We start from the raw sequence: 15374 nt of genomic DNA on the forward strand, positions 1-15374 counted from the left end.
AAATATCATGTGATCACGTGCATATGTTTATCTCATATAAATCACAAATATCTCTTAGCAAGTTAGTACAGTATTTAAAAGGTAGTAGCTCAAGAATTTTTATTGCAAGAATTTGCTCATTTAAGAAAACAATTTTGGGGCAATCATTTGTGGGCTAGGGGCTATATGGCGGTCAGTTCAGGTAATATAACTGATGAAATGATACAGCACTATATTGATGAACAGGAAGGTGAACCTGTGAATGATGATCGATTTCTAATCGATTCCACTTTATAACCCCTCAGCTTATAGCTGAGGGTTGTTTGGTTAAAAAATCGGCAATTTTTATATTATTATTCGATATAGCATAATCTAGAGGAGTCCAGCCCAAGCATGGTTGATTTACTCCATATCCCTCGTCTAATATTTTTTTACTTCATCAATATTATCTGTCTTAATAGCATCCGCTATAGGTGTAAGTGTAATTGGATTTCCGACTTTTTGATCATATTCAACACCATCCACATATACTTTTTCAGTCTTAAACTCAAGTTTACATTCCATCGCATGAATAGAAGGAATAATAAAAATAATTATAAACTTTAAAATTACTTGAATAATTTTCATATAATCAATCTAGGTACTATGTAACTATGCAGCATCAAACCTTTATCGGTAAGATAGATATTTTTATCTAACTTAATTAAGTCTTGACTTTGATAATGCTTAAGATTATTCATGTCCAAAATATTCTCTAATTTCGTGTTCAATTTCTGCTCTAATGTAGAAATATTTATACCCTTGCTAAGACGTAACCCCATCATTAGCATTTCTTCAATAATCTCTTGATGTGTTAACTTAGTATTAGTTTGAATACCGACATTTTTTGTGTTAACCGAATCTAACCATTTTTCAGGTTTATGCCACATCATAATTGCCAATACCGAACTTGAAGCATCAATTATTCTACTATGAGCTCCGGGACCTATACCTAAATAATTATTATAATTCCAGTAAGCTAAGTTATGCAAACATTCATGCTCTACTTGAGCATAATTAGATATCTCATATCTAAAATATTTTTTAGATTCTAGATAATGGTTTGTCCACTCATACATCTCAGCCGCTTCATCCGAATGCGGCAAAATCAGATTACCCTCCTTAAATAATTTATAAAAAGGCGTACCTTTTTCGATAGTCAATTGATAAAGAGAAATATGACCGTTTGCGAACTGCATAGCTTGTTTTAATTCTTCTTGCCAGTCTTTTAATTTCTGACCGCTACGTGCATATATTAAATCAAATGATACTCGTGGAAAAATCGTATTTGCCGCCTCAACTGTTTTGATTGCTTGCAAAGCATCATGAGTTCTACCTAATTTTTTTAAATCGTCTTCTTTTAAGGATTGCACTCCAATTGAAACACGATTAATTCCAGCGGATTTGAATGCTTTAAATTTTTCAGTTTCAAAGGATGTGGGATTAGTTTCTATAGTTATCTCGGTTTGATTATCAATAATTGCTAGATTACTGATTTTATTTATTATCCCTTCAACTATTACAGGATTCATTAAAGAGGGAGTACCACCACCAAAAAAAATAGATTTTATATATTTATTTTGAATAATAGCCTTAAAATACTCAATTTCTGTTTCATAGGATTTAAGCCACTGATTATGATCTATATTGCCCGCCACATGAGAATTAAAATCACAATATGGACATWTTGACAAACAAAACGGCCAATGAATATAAATACTTAAATCATTAGCCATAACTCTCATATTTTGTATTTTTGCTAGTGCTAGCTTAGGTTTTGTGGACATTTCTAAAAAGATTTAATTTTGGTTATTTTTTGCTGCAAATTATAAGATTTTTTTAATATACGCGAGTTTCGTATTAAGATGCCTAAATTATGGTTAATGAATATGCTATAATGCTTATCCTTTCAAGGTTTGTAAGAGGTGTGACAAGTTTTACAATTTAATARTTATAGTCAAAAAAGACAATTTACTAAAAATTTATGCAGTTTTAAGTACATTTTATAACAAAAACAATATTACTAATATCCTCGTAACCCAGTTACTATCAGCTATTCAGTTCCTCTATTAATACGAAACTCGCGTTAATATGAATACTATTCCTACAAAAATCTTATTAATTTTTGCTAAAAAAGACCTCAAAATAGCAAATCAATTAGAAATGTCCACAAAACCTAGCATTTTCTTTGATTTTATTCAAGGTGTATGATAAAATACTATTCTATAAGTTGGCCCCCATATGCTTTCGCAGGAATGACATAATTAGCTAGAAATGTCGATGAGCATTAAGATAAATATACTTCCTTATCTAAAGTATCTTCGCTGTTATCTATAATCATAGTAATTGTTGCATCGCCGGTAATATTGATAGTAGTACGTAGCATATCAAGTATTCGGTCAATACCGGCAATAATTGCTACTCCCTCTATAGGTAAGTGAACCGAAGAAAGAACCATAGGAAGCATTATCAAAGAGGCACCGGGAATACCGGCACCGCCGATAGATCCAAGTGTTGAGGTGAGAATAATTACTAAATAGTCGTGAGGAGCAAGCGTTACTCCCATCATCTGAGCAAAAAATATGGTAGTAAGAGATAAATTTATAGCAAAGCCGTCCATATTAATTGACGCACCTATCGGAAGTACGAACGAAGTACTAGACTCTGAAATGCCAAGCTTTTCACGACAAACTTGCATAGTAGTTGCAAGAGTCGCCTTACTACTTGAAGTAGAAAAAGCAAGTATCTGATACTCAAAACTTTTCTTATAAAAAGGTATAGGGGAAACACGGCAGAATACATATATAAGTAAGCCAAAAACTAAATATTGGAATGTCATTGCCACAACTACCGCTACAATAAGTTTCGATAAACTAATCATTACCTCAACTCCCTGCATGCCTACAATCCTGCCTGTTAAAGCAAAAGCACCGTAAGGGGATAATTGAATAACAAACGATATTATTTTTAATATTAATTTTGACATTACATGAATTAAATCAGTAACAGGTTCACCGATAGATTTCATTTTGTTTAAGGTAATCCCAACAAAAATAGCAAAAAATACAACTTGCAAGACATCACCGTTTGCAAAAGCCCCAACAGCATTATCAGGGACGATATTTACAAAAAAATCAATTATATTAAATGAAGTTCTACTTGTCGTTTCTGAAGAGGTAAAATCTATATGTATGCCTACTCCCGGCTTTAATACTAAGGCAACAGTAAGTCCAAAAACCGTGGCAAAAAAAGTAGTACCTAAAAAAGCGGCTACCGCTTTCATTCCTACTCTACCAAGGGCAGAAGTATCATTCATACTAGTGATACCGGAAACCAAACTGAAGAAAATTAAAGGGGTAATGATCATTTTTATCAAACGTAAGAAAATGTCACCGATAGGTTTAATATAATTAACATATTGTGGTAAGTATATACCAAATATAATACCTAAGATTAACCCTAAGGTAACTTTTTGCCATAATTTCATAATTTACTTACTTAATTTTTAAATTTGTTCAATTATAAGTTTATTTATTATTTTGCTCAATCCATTCTAAGTACTTTTGAAAGCAATAGTCAATATTTATTTTTATTATTTGCGGTAATTCATAATTATGAATTTCAAGGAGTTTATTTTCAATTTCGTTATAATTAGAAGATTTTGCTTTAATTACAAGTCTATATTCGCTTTCTAAAGTTACTCTACCATCCCATCTAAAGTAACTTTTAACATCGTCAATTTGAATGCAGGCAGCAAGATTTAATTCTAACAAAACAGATGCTATTTTTTCGGCAATTTGCAAATCATTAGTAGTAGTTAAAATTAAACAGCAATCTTGCATGCCTAAACCTCAACAAAACAATTCAGCGTTTCATATAGTTTGAGGCTCGCTATGAAGAAGTTTTGACCGACGAAAAGTTTAGGAAAAATTTCATTCTTTAAATGCGTCGCTATATTTTCTGCAGTTGGGTTATTTTGCATATAATATATTTTTTGACCGGTACAATTTTCTATTTGCTGTCCCATTTCCTTATCGTCTTGATTTAGGATTAAGCTATGATCAAAATTTTCATCAATCTATTTTTTAGCTAAATCCTTAATTAAACCAAAATCGATTATCATACCAAGTTTATCGGTTTCGTTTGTGGCTATAGTTATCTCAAGAACATAGCGATGACCGTGCAGGAATTGACATTTATTTTGATGTCCTATAATTCTATGTCCTGCATCGAACTCAATACGACGAGTACATTTTATCATTATTATATACTTCCTTTCCCGATTGTCATGCCGTGGCTTGACCACGGCATGACAATTTTTTACAAATTTAACAATAACTTCTCAGGATTTTCAATGAGTTGCTTAATTTTTACCAAGAACGATACTCCTTCTTTCCCGTCAATTATGCGATGATCGTAAGATAAAGCTATGTACATCATCGGACGTATTTCAATTTTACCGTCTATAACTACGGCTCTTTCCTCGGTTTTATGTAAGCCTAGAATACCTGATTGAGGAGGATTAATAATCGGTGTAGATAATAATGAGCCATATACACCACCGTTAGAAATCGAGAATGTGCCGCCTGACAAATCAGCCATAGAAAGCTTACCCTCACGAGCTTTTTTAGCCAAAATTCCTATAGTTTTCTCTACTTCGGCAAATCCCATTTTATCGGCATCCCTAACAACCGGTACGACAAGTCCTTGCTCTGTTCCGACAGCTACACCTATATCATAGTAATTTTTATATACTAAATCATCGCCGTCTATTTCAGCATTTACCAACGGAATAAGCTTTAAAGCTTCTATAGTTGCTTTAACAAAAAACGACATAAAGCCAAGTTTCACAGAGTGCTTTTTCTCAAACTCTTCTTTATATTGATTACGCAAGGCAATTACTTTTGACATATCGATTTCATTAAAAGTAGTCAAAATAGCTGCCGTATTTTGTGAATCTTTTAAACGCTGTGCAATAGTTTTACGCAAGCGTGACATACGAACACGCTGTACTCTTTCTTCATTAGATTTACTTATTGCAGGAGCAGAAGTAGCCGTAGGCGGAGTGTTTATTGTTTCAAGCACGTCACCTTTGGTAATTCTACCGTCTCTACCTGTTCCTTTTATATTATTGGGGTCAAGCTTATTTTCGGTAACTAATTTTTGTACAGAAGGAGCAAGAGTATTATTAGCCACGGCAGGTTTTTCTACAGGCTTTTCTGAAGTAGGTTGCGTAACTGCTTGAGCTTTAGCAGATTCATTATTAGTACCGGCAGTATTTGCAGCTGCCCCTTCATTTATTTCGCCTATTTCTTCGCCAACTGCTACATTTGCACCGTCAGTTTTCGATATTTTACCTATAGTACCGTTGCAAGGAGCATTAACTTCTAAAGTCACTTTTTCGGTTTCGATTTCTAACAGTAATTCATCGGTTTTAACCGAATCGCCTTTTTTCTTATACCATTTGGCAATAGTTGCTTCCGTTACGGACTCCCCAAGCGACGGTACTATAATTTTAACGCTCATAATTTATTTTACTCCTAAAAATACGATTCCTATGTCATTCCCGCGTAGGCGGGAATCTAGAATTTGCTTTGTCATCCCGTGGCTACGACCACGGGATCTTGTATCACAGACTGTGTCCTAAGATACCGCGATCAAGTCGCGGTATGACACTAAATGTTACTGGATTCCCGCCTATGCGGGAATGACATTAAGAACCACAATATTCACACCTTTAGTGCTTCCCTTAATAGCTTCTTTTGCTGTTTATTATGTGCTTGCAGCGAACCTACTGCCGGAGAGGCTGATTCCTCTCTACCTACATATTTAAATTCGTTATTAATTCCTGCTTCTTTTAAAGCATCGTTTAAGTGAGAAAATATATAACGCCAAGCTCCCATATTCTTCGGTTCTTCCTGACACCAAATAAATTCCTGCGTCCTATTATATTTTTTTAATAGCGATGCTACAAGTTTTTTTTCAAAAGGGTATAATTGCTCAAGCCTAATAATCGCTATATTACTGTTATTGCCACGCATTTCAAATAGATCGTAATACACCTTACCGCTACATAAAACTATTTTAGTAATATTGTTTGTATCTACTTTAGTTACTTCATCTAAAACCGGTAAGAAAGTAGTATTTTCACCTAGCTCGTCAAGTTTAGATATGGCATATTTATGACGTAATAATGATTTCGGTGACATTACGATTAACGGTTTACGGGTATCATCAAGTATTTGGCGACGTAGCAGATGGAAAATCGAAGCAGGGGTAGTAGGGTATGTAATATACATATTATCCTCAGCCGCCAGCTGTAAGAACCTCTCAAGTCTTGCCGAACTATGCTCTGGTCCTTGTCCCTCAAATGCATGAGGTAACAAAACCACAAGCGCGCTCATACGAAGCCATTTAGTTTCGCTGCTTGAAATAAACTGGTCAAAAATAATCTGAGCTCCATTAGCAAAATCACCGAATTGTGCTTCCCATAAAACTAAATTTTTTGGGTTTGCGAGTGAATAACCATACTCAAAACCAAGCACCGCATATTCAGATAAATTACTATCGGCTACCTCGTATTTTGCTTGTTCTTTAGATAAATTATTTAGAGGTATATAGGTAGTATCATCAATTTGGTTGTGCAATACTGAATGACGATGCGAGAAAGTACCGCGTCCCGAATCTTGTCCGGTTAGCCTTATATTTGTGCCTGAAGCAAGCAAGCTTGCAAAAGCTAGCTGCTCTGCCGTCGCCCAATCAATAGGTCGATCAGCTGTTAGAGTGGCTTTTCGAGCTTCAAATAGTTTTACAAGTTTTGGATTAGCAGCAAAATCTTTCGGTATTTCACATAGTTTAGTTCCTAAATCTTGTAATGTTTTTTACCGACGCCCGTTATTGCAGCTTGTGTACGAGTACGAGAAATACCTTGCCATAACCCGCCTAAGAAATGTGCTTCTTGCTTATAACTTTTTGCCTGCTCATATTCCTTATCTAGTTTTGCTTTAAATTCTTCTTTTAACTTAGCAAAATAATTATTATCAATTATACCGCTTTTTACTAACTCATTTGCGTAAATATTTCCAGGGGTCGGTTTGCTTTTAATAATGTTATACATCTTGCCTTGAGTATACATCGGCTCATCGCCCTCATTATGCCCGTATTTACGGTAACAAATAATTTCTACTACAACATCCTTGCCGAATTTCTGCCTGTATTCTACCGCAATATTAGTGGCTTTTAATACTGCTTCTATATCATCACCGTTAACATGTAAAATCGGGGCAGCTATGATTTTAGCAAATTCCGTAGAATATCTACTAGCTCTAGTATCTGCAGCATTAGCTGTAAAACCTAACTGATTGTTAATGACGAAATGCAATATTCCACCGATATCATAAGCAGTGAGTGCTGACATTGATAGACTCTCGGCAACTACGCCCTGACCGCAAAAAGCAGCATCGCCATGCACTAAAATAGCTTTGACTTTGCTGCGTTTAATATCTCCAAGAATATCTTGCTTTGCTCTTACTTTTCCTGCAACTATAGGATTTACCGCTTCTAAATGTGAAGGGTTATCGGCTAGCGACAAGTGTATTTTCTTATCCTCTATAGTTCTATCAGACGAATAGCCTAAATGGTATTTTACATCACCTGAAACATTTAATTCATCAGGAAATACGCTACCGCTTATGAAACCGGCAATAACGGTTTTATAAGGGTTTGCCGACTACTTTAGTCAGAGTATTTAGCCTCCCTCGGTGGGCCATACCGATGACAACTTCTTCAACGCCTTGATGCATAGATAAATCTATAGCTTTACTCATGGCAACTATAGAAGCGTCTCCGCCCTCAACGGAAAAACGCTTAGCACCAGGGAATTTAGTATGTAGATACTGCTCAAACCCTTCTACTTCTACTAAATCATTTAGGATAGTTTTTTTGTCTTCAGAAGAAAATATAATTTTGCTTTCTAGCTTATTATATAACCAGTTTTTTTCTTCTATATTTTCTATTTGTTCAAATTCAACACCGATGGAGCCTGTATAAACTTTATCGAGCTTGGTAACTAATTCAGATAATTTACAGTTCCAAGTACCGACAAATTCATCCGTAATATTGATATTTTCTTCTAGCTGACCGCTATCAAGACCAAAAGTTTCTATATTAAGCTTTAAATCATTTTTTGTTTTACGTAGCTCAAGACCAAGCGGATCAAGATTCGCTAAATAGTGAGCATGCTTGCGATAAGTATTGATCATTTCCTTAGCTTTTAAACTATTTAAGTCTTCAGAAGATAAATTATTATTTAACGATTCTTTTTTTATTTCATCAGGGATAATTATTTTTGCCGTACTTTTATTGAGTAAAGTATTATTATCCTTAATGCCGACAAAAAATTCTTGCCAAGTTTGATCAACTGAGGCAGGGTTGGCTAGATATTGCCTATATAGCTCTTCAACAAAAACAGCATTCCCGCCAAATAAATAACCTGTTTTTTTTAAGTCTTCTTCCATATTATTGTTTGATTTTTTTGTTCCGGTGTCATACCGTAGCTTGACCACGGTATCCAGAAAAACAATTTAAAATACTAATAATTATTAGTATTTTTACTGGATTCCCGCCTACGCTGGGATGACATCGAGTAGGTTTTGCCGATCCATGCAACAACGCCAATTGCCTGCTCGCAATGACGATTTTATTACTATAAATACTTCCCTTACTAAATATCTTATATACACCTCAGGGTTAATTTTTTCCTCACCGCTAGCACTTTTTAATAAATCGGCTGAATTTTTTAACGAACCGAGATTTCTAAAATTCTTATTTAGATAATTATTTAGATTACTAAAATCACCCTTTAATATATAATCATCATTGATGCGATAATTGCACCGTTTGTATAGGCAGGAAAGTAACCGAAATTTCCGTGTGACCAGTGAATATCTTGAAGACAGCTGTTACTAAAACTTACCGGTTTAACGCCTAAATATTCTTGCATCTTACTATCACAAAAGCTTGGTAACTCATCAAGATTCAAGTCACCATTGATAAGCATTTTCTCTATCTCAAAACGTAATATTACATGCATCGGATAAGTTACTTCATCTGCATCTACTCTTATAAAATCAGGCGTAACTCTTGTAATTTTTCTATATAAACTTTCCGCTGAATATTCTTCGCTTTTAAAAGCAAATTCGTCTCGAAGTAGTTTAGCTAAAAATTCCGTAAATTCTCTTGATCTACCTACTTGCATTTCCATAAATAAAGATTGGCTTTCGAAGGCCTTTAGCAAGCTCAACCGACTGCCCTTTATACATTTCCGGTAGATTCTGCTCATATAAAGCATGTCCTATTTCGTGAATAATTCCCATTAAACCGCTTATGAAATTATCTTTATCATATCTAGTAGTTAAACGTATACTTCTTTAACATGAAGAGTTGTTAAAGTGATTAGGAACAATAGTTTGGAAATTGTCATTTACCAATGAAGAAATTTTATTTCTATATTTTTCAATATTCTCAAAAAATAACCTTATAGAATCAGTAAATGTTTCAAAATTTGCATAAAATTTATTGTTACTTATAATAGAATGCATAAATTTCCACAGTCGTTCAATGGGATTCAGATTGGGACTATACGGTGGCAAAAAGACTAGCTCTATTTTACTATTTTGTAGATATTCTCTAACCTTTTTTGACCTACGATATCCCGCATTATCACATATCAGATAAATCTTACTTTTATCTTGATTATTTTCTTCCAATTTCTTTAAAAATTCAATGATATAATCGCCATTAACCTTAGGATTATCAGTTGTTACTACATTTAGACTTTTTAGATTAATTGCACCTATAATATGCTTACGTTTCCATCCACTAAAGCTTGGTAATGTTTTTACTGCATTCTTTCTAATCCAACCAAATCGAGCCCTAGTTTGATATTGTGGATGAACACTATCCATAAAATAAATACACTCATCACTTGCTAAATTATTTCTTAACAAACTATATTGAAGCTTAAATTCCTCTTGTTTATCTAAATCTATTTTTCCAGGAATTAACTTAGGTTTTTTATAACTAAAACCTAATCTGTGTAATAACTTTATTACACCAGCTAATGTATAGATTACTCCATATTGATTTTCTATATACAAACCTATATCTCTAGCATACACATAATTATTAGTTTCAAGGTGCTCTATTAATTCTTCTTCTTGATTTCTAGTAAGTTTACTACAACTACCACCATTTTCCGGCTTCAGCTTCTGATCATTATGATAATCTATTAAATGGTTCCTTATCCCTTCATCACTCAGTATTAACACTTTTGATATCTCACCAATACTATAGCCATCATCATACATAAGAACAGCTTTGATCCTCTGATCCTACCGTCTCTCTCCTGCTTATGACGACTCTTTAATTCTTGCTTTTCTATTATTGATAATTTTTTATATTCCATGATTACTTATTAGCATATTATCTCACTATAAGCAATGTTTCATTTACTAGAGGTATATATCGTTTGGCGTTCCGCCGCAAAAAGGATGAGTCGATTCGTCTAATCGTCCTTTTGTTAGATCAAACTGCATAATTTCCATAATGCGTTTTCCGATACGCTTTTGCATTTCAGGAGCTAGTTCGCTGTTCTTTACTAAGTTCTTTCTCGCTTTTCTGTTTTTCTAAAACTTTATTTATGAGCTGCGGGAGTTCTTTTTTAAGTACTGAAAAAACTTGTTTGATCTCGCTACTTTTCCTACTTGGATCAAACATATCTATTAATGAGTCGTTATAATCCGCAATTAAAAACATCTGCTCGTACTTTAGCAACTTCTTTCGTATAATCTAAAACTTTTTGTAAGTGTGGTTTGAATAAATTATAGTCGTTATTTTTTCTTGCTTCTCGCCAAACAAGTTCAGTTTTAGTAGTAGCGGCTACCAATTTCTTTTGTAGCTGCTCGTCAATACAATTTGCATCTGTTATTTTTCTCTCAATCTCTCTAATATTACCATTCTGCCATTCATCAAGGTTCTTTGATTCTTCTTTTGCCTTGCTAAGTAACTCTTTTAGCATGGGAGATTTGAGCATAGAATGAACTAGTGACGTTAAAGTTACTATTTCGTTGCCGTGACTTTCTCCTGAACCTATAGGCATATTTACGGCAACATCCCAGTATAATATGCTTAAGATATTATTAAAATGTGAGATGGTCTGAAGCTCATTTTCTAATTTTGTATAGTTGTTCATATGTTCCTTGTTTTTTGTCATTGCGAGGAGACGCCATAAGCGTCGACGAAGCAATCTCGGGTAAATTCCTGAGATTGCCACGCTCCTTTCAGTCGCTCGCAATGACGTTCATTACAAATGCAACAACTCCTTTGCTGCTTTTAAACTTGCCTTCGGTGATTGTTTTACCTGAAATCATGCGGGCGAGTTCCTCTTGCCTTTCAGCTAAATTTAAAGCTTTTACAGTTACTTTTGTTTCTTTATCTAGCTGTGTTTTCTCGACTTTTATATGCAAATCTGCCTTACCTGCCACTTGAGGCTGGTGCGTAATAACTATTACTTGAGTAACGCTACTAAGTTTTTTTAATCGCTCACCTACTTTATCTGCGACCTCTCCGCCAATCCCGACATCTATTTCATCAAATATAATAGATGGTTTTACCATTTTATCAAACAAAGAAGTTTTTAAAGCAAGCATGAACCTTGATAATTCACCGCCGGAAGCGATTTTATTGATTGCTGTAGCTAGCGTTCCAGGATTGGTAGAAGCCTTAAACACAATATCATCATTACTGCCGGCTGTCGGCTCTTTTCTAGTTTCTATCTCAATCTCAAAAATTGCTTTCGCCATTTTAAGCTGTTTTAGCTCCTGATGCAACGATTCTTCTAAGTGTTTTGCAGCAATAAGACGCTTTGCAGATAAATCACTCGCCAGTTCATAATATTTTTTCTGCAATAGCACTTCTTGAGCTTTTAACTCATTGCTATTTGCTATTTTATTTTTTAATATACCGAGCTGCTCTAAAGATTTATCTAAAAATACACCTAATTCATCAGCGGGAACATTATATTTACGGCTAATAGCTTTTATTAAAAATAATCTTTCTTCTGTTTCTTCGAGATTATATTCCTCGTAATTAAAACTATCTAACAGATTTGATAATTCTTGACGTGCTTCTTCTAGATTATTATAGGCTTCTTCTAAGCTTGTAGCGATAGCTTCAAAACGCTCATTATCGCCTTGCCTTGCTAATAATTTCTCTGCTCTATTAATCGATGTATTTATTTCGGGATTATTAATCTGTTCTAGAATATCTTTTATTAACTGTAAATCCTTATCTTTATTTTGCAAATCTTTTCGTATATTTGCTAATTTTTCTTCTTCGCCTATTTGAATGTTCAGCTTAGTTAATTCTTCCGTTGCAAAGCTCAAATAATCAATTTCTTGGTCTATAGAATTTTGCTTAAGTGTTATTTCAGCAATTTCTTTTCGAGTATTTTGCCAAGTCTGATAACATTTAGAAAGTTCGGCTCGGAAGTCCAAAAGATTTCCGTAACTATCTAAAATATCACGCTGCGTATTTGCTTCTAGAAGAGAAATATTATTATTTTGCCCATGAAGTTCAAATAAGTAAGTAGCTAATTGCTGCATTATAGCCTTATTAACTACTTGATTATTAATGAAAAAATTTTTCCGTCCTTCGACTTTTTGTAAACACTTTATAAGCAATAACTCTTCAGGCTCAATAAAATTTTGGATCAGAAAATTTTTTATTTCTTCATTTAAAGAGAATATTATATTAACAACAGCGTAATCTTTTCCACGCTTTATTATATTATTTGAAGTTTTATAACCTAGGCAAAATAAAATAGCATCAAGTAAAATAGATTTGCCGGCTCCTGTCTCACCGGTAATAACGCATAAACCTTTATTAAACTCAATTTCCAGCTCGTCTATCAGAATGAAGTTTTTAACTGAAAGACTATGGAACATAGATTTCCTGATTTAGTATCCCTTAACTAGTCTATATGCATAACTATACCATTGACTATCAGGATAGTTGTAACCTAGCACCGAGGCATATTTTTTTGCCTCATCCGGAAGTCCGAGCATCATATAGCTTTCGACTAAACGGTAAAGAGCTTCTACCGAGTGAGAAGTAGTTTGATAATTATCAATTACCTCTTCAAATCTATTAATAGCTGCCATTGGATTCTTTTTCTTTAAGTAAAACCGACCTACCATCATCTCTTTACCTGCTAAATGATCGTTTACTAGGTCGATTTTTAAAGATGAATCAATAGCATATTTAGTATTTGGGAATTTTGCTATTACATCTTCAAAACTATCTTTAGCTAGGAAAGTTCTAGATTGATCATGATTTACGTCTGAAATTAACATATAATATGATAATGCTTTAAGGTAATATGCATAAGTAATGTCAACATTTGCAGGATGCAAATTAATGAACATATCAAGCACATCAACCGCTTCTTCATATTGAGCGGCGAGGAATAAAGAATAAGCCTGCATCAATTCGGCTTGCGGCGTCATTTCATTACCTGGATGTTGGTAAAATACTCTTCCGAATTCTTCCGCAGCTTTCTTATATTTTTTCTTTTCTAACAAAGTAACACCTTCGTTATAAAGAGTAGGAATAGGAACTACTATGTCATCACTGTTTTTTTTGCTTTTACATCCGCTGAAAACTAACCCTATAACTAAAAGGGTACTCAATAATTTTGTTAATTTCATAAGAACTTAAATTCAGTTAATAACTAAATATACATATAGGCTTACAGAATTTCAAGGATTCAATTTAAAATCTCACAAACTTATAAATTCTTGGACTTATTTCTCTACCCAGTGTCCTTTATCATTTTTGTGGTATTTTTTTTCAACGGCTGACCATGCTACTTTATGTGCAACTGTCTCTCTAGAGTCGTTTTTACGTCTTTTATCAGCATCCTTATATTGCTCAAATGCATGATTAAAAGCTTCACGATAAATATCCTTGGCATGGCTTGGAAGATGATTATTGATTATTTAACGCCATTGCGAGGAATAACTATAAGTTTTGACGAGGCAATCTTAGGAGTTTGTTATTATTTCATGAGATTGCCACGCAGCCTATGGCTGCTCGCAATGACGACTCGGTATTCACGACCATAAGCTTTTCATTTTGTTAAAAAAGCTGCCGTCGTTTTCTTTTTCATTTATAGATTCTTTTTTGAATTCTTCTAGTAATTCACGTTGTCGTTTAGATAAATTTTTAGGTACTTCGACATGAATATGCGTAAGCATATCACCCCTAATAGTTGATCTCATTTTAGACATACCTTTGCTACGTAGCCTTAATTGATCACCGTTTTGTGTGCCTGCAGGAATTGTTAAGTTTACTTTTCCGCCTTCAATTACCGGTACTTCTATCTCTCCTCCAAGAGCGGCATTCACAAAACTAATAGGTAGTTTACAATGTAGATTTGCTCCGTCTACTTTATAAATATCATGTGGTTTTATTGCTATATCAACGTATAAATCACCGCTATTACCGCCTCTAATACCTGCTTCCCCTTCTCCGGTATGTCTTATTCTAGTACCGTTTTCAACACCGGCAGGAATATTTACCGATAAATTTCGTTGTTTATGATAACGTCCCATGCCATGACATTTCTTGCAAGGATTTTTTATAATTTGTCCATTACCTTGGCATTTATGACAAGCTTGTTCGATCGTAAAGAATCCTTGCTGAATTCTAGTCGCTCCAACACCGCCGCAAGCATCGCAAGTAGTTATGGTTTCACCTTTTTCAGAACCGCTACCGTGACAAGTATCGCATTTTACTTCGCTAGAAAAGCTAATATTTTTTTCTATACCGTGAAATGCTTCCTCTAGGTTAATTGTCAGATCATATTTTAAATCCGAGCCTCTAACTTTAGCTAAAGTTGGGCGTGATGATCTTCTGCTACCTCCCATAAAGTCGCTAAAGAAGTCACCGAATATATCGTTAATATCAGGATGAAAACCGCCATGATTTCCTCCTCCTCGTGATTGTTGGTTTTGAAAATTATCATGCCCAAAGCGGTCATAAGCGCCTCTTTTCTGTTCGTCTTTTAAGACATCATAAGCAGTATTTATTTCTTTAAATTTCTTTTCAGCATCTTTAGCGTCAGTAGTATCAGGGTGATATCGCTTGGCTAGTTTGAGGTAGGCTTTTTTAATGTCAGCTTGGCTAGCTGTTTTACTAACGCCTAGTATTTGGTAATAATCTTGTGACATGAAATTATGTTATATGTTTGTTTTATATGACGATGTCATGCCGTGACTTGACCACGGCATCCAGTG

At 34.3% G+C, this 15374-nt stretch carries 11 protein-coding genes and 6 pseudogenes; 2 read left to right on the top strand and 15 right to left on the bottom strand.

The genetic code is table 11. From position 1 onward, the window contains the following. Window positions 1–23: 23 nt before the first annotated feature. Window positions 24–158, top strand: coding sequence for a transposase (locus REIS_RS16525; protein WP_256377143.1), 135 nt, complete (start codon window positions 24–26; stop codon window positions 156–158). Then, entirely contained in the window at window positions 103–276 is a 174-nt protein-coding gene (locus tag REIS_RS13135) for a transposase (RefSeq protein ID WP_008580728.1), read from the top strand. Before REIS_RS16525 ends, REIS_RS13135 begins: the two co-directional genes overlap by 56 nt. A gap of 25 nt (window positions 277–301) precedes the next feature. On the opposite strand, the pseudogene REIS_RS17455 reads toward REIS_RS13135, so the two are convergent. From REIS_RS17455 to dnaJ, 15 genes and pseudogenes are all read right to left on the bottom strand, one after another. Further along, window positions 302–370: pseudogene (locus tag REIS_RS17455) on the bottom strand (hypothetical protein); the annotation flags it as partial. Between the two features lie 29 nt (window positions 371–399). Further along, entirely contained in the window at window positions 400–606 is a 207-nt protein-coding gene (locus REIS_RS07420) for a hypothetical protein (protein WP_008580730.1), read from the bottom strand. Continuing rightward, window positions 603–1805 (bottom strand): radical SAM family heme chaperone HemW, encoded by a 1203-nt coding sequence (gene hemW / locus REIS_RS07425; protein WP_008580732.1) that lies wholly within the window; start codon window positions 1803–1805, stop codon window positions 603–605. The genes REIS_RS07420 and hemW overlap by 4 nt, the downstream gene beginning before the upstream one ends. Before the next feature lie 500 nt (window positions 1806–2305). After that, a complete protein-coding gene (locus tag REIS_RS07430; RefSeq protein WP_008580734.1) occupies window positions 2306–3505 on the bottom strand; it encodes a dicarboxylate/amino acid:cation symporter in 1200 nt (399 codons plus the stop codon). 40 nt (window positions 3506–3545) lie between these two features. Beyond that, window positions 3546–3860, bottom strand: a complete 315-nt coding sequence (gene cutA, locus REIS_RS07435) for a divalent-cation tolerance protein CutA (RefSeq protein WP_008580736.1) — start codon at window positions 3858–3860, stop codon at window positions 3546–3548. 2 nt (window positions 3861–3862) lie between these two features. After that, window positions 3863–4279, bottom strand: a pseudogene (locus tag REIS_RS07440) (6-pyruvoyl trahydropterin synthase family protein). 59 nt (window positions 4280–4338) lie between these two features. Then, window positions 4339–5544, bottom strand: coding sequence for a 2-oxoglutarate dehydrogenase complex dihydrolipoyllysine-residue succinyltransferase (gene odhB, locus REIS_RS07445; protein ID WP_008580739.1), 1206 nt, complete (start codon window positions 5542–5544; stop codon window positions 4339–4341). Between the two features lie 203 nt (window positions 5545–5747). After that, window positions 5748–8534: pseudogene (locus REIS_RS07450) on the bottom strand (2-oxoglutarate dehydrogenase E1 component). 188 nt (window positions 8535–8722) lie between these two features. Further along, window positions 8723–9440, bottom strand: a pseudogene (locus REIS_RS07455) (carboxypeptidase M32); the annotation flags it as partial. Between the two features lie 6 nt (window positions 9441–9446). Further along, on the bottom strand, window positions 9447–10400 hold the full coding sequence (locus tag REIS_RS07460) for an IS630 family transposase (RefSeq protein WP_256377136.1): 954 nt from the start codon (window positions 10398–10400) through the stop codon (window positions 9447–9449). A 132-nt stretch (window positions 10401–10532) separates the two neighbouring features. Next, a pseudogene (locus tag REIS_RS07465) lies at window positions 10533–11269 on the bottom strand (carboxypeptidase M32); the annotation flags it as partial. Window positions 11270–11380: 111 nt separating this feature from the next. Continuing rightward, window positions 11381–13022, bottom strand: a pseudogene (gene recN / locus REIS_RS07470) (DNA repair protein RecN). Window positions 13023–13034: 12 nt separating this feature from the next. Then, window positions 13035–13784, bottom strand: a complete 750-nt coding sequence (locus tag REIS_RS07475) for an outer membrane protein assembly factor BamD (RefSeq protein WP_008580747.1) — start codon at window positions 13782–13784, stop codon at window positions 13035–13037. A 96-nt stretch (window positions 13785–13880) separates the two neighbouring features. Next, the gene (locus REIS_RS13140) at window positions 13881–14075 is read right to left on the bottom strand and encodes a ChaB family protein (protein WP_173400497.1); all 195 of its coding nucleotides are present in this window, start codon (window positions 14073–14075) and stop codon (window positions 13881–13883) included. 114 nt (window positions 14076–14189) lie between these two features. After that, complete coding sequence (dnaJ, locus tag REIS_RS07480; protein WP_008580749.1) at window positions 14190–15308, bottom strand: molecular chaperone DnaJ; 1119 nt, start codon at window positions 15306–15308, stop codon at window positions 14190–14192. Between the last annotated feature and the right edge of the window lie 66 nt (window positions 15309–15374).

Origin of the sequence: Rickettsia endosymbiont of Ixodes scapularis (genome assembly GCF_000160735.1) — a bacterium.
GTDB classification, from domain to species: Bacteria; Pseudomonadota; Alphaproteobacteria; order Rickettsiales; family Rickettsiaceae; genus Rickettsia; species Rickettsia tamurae.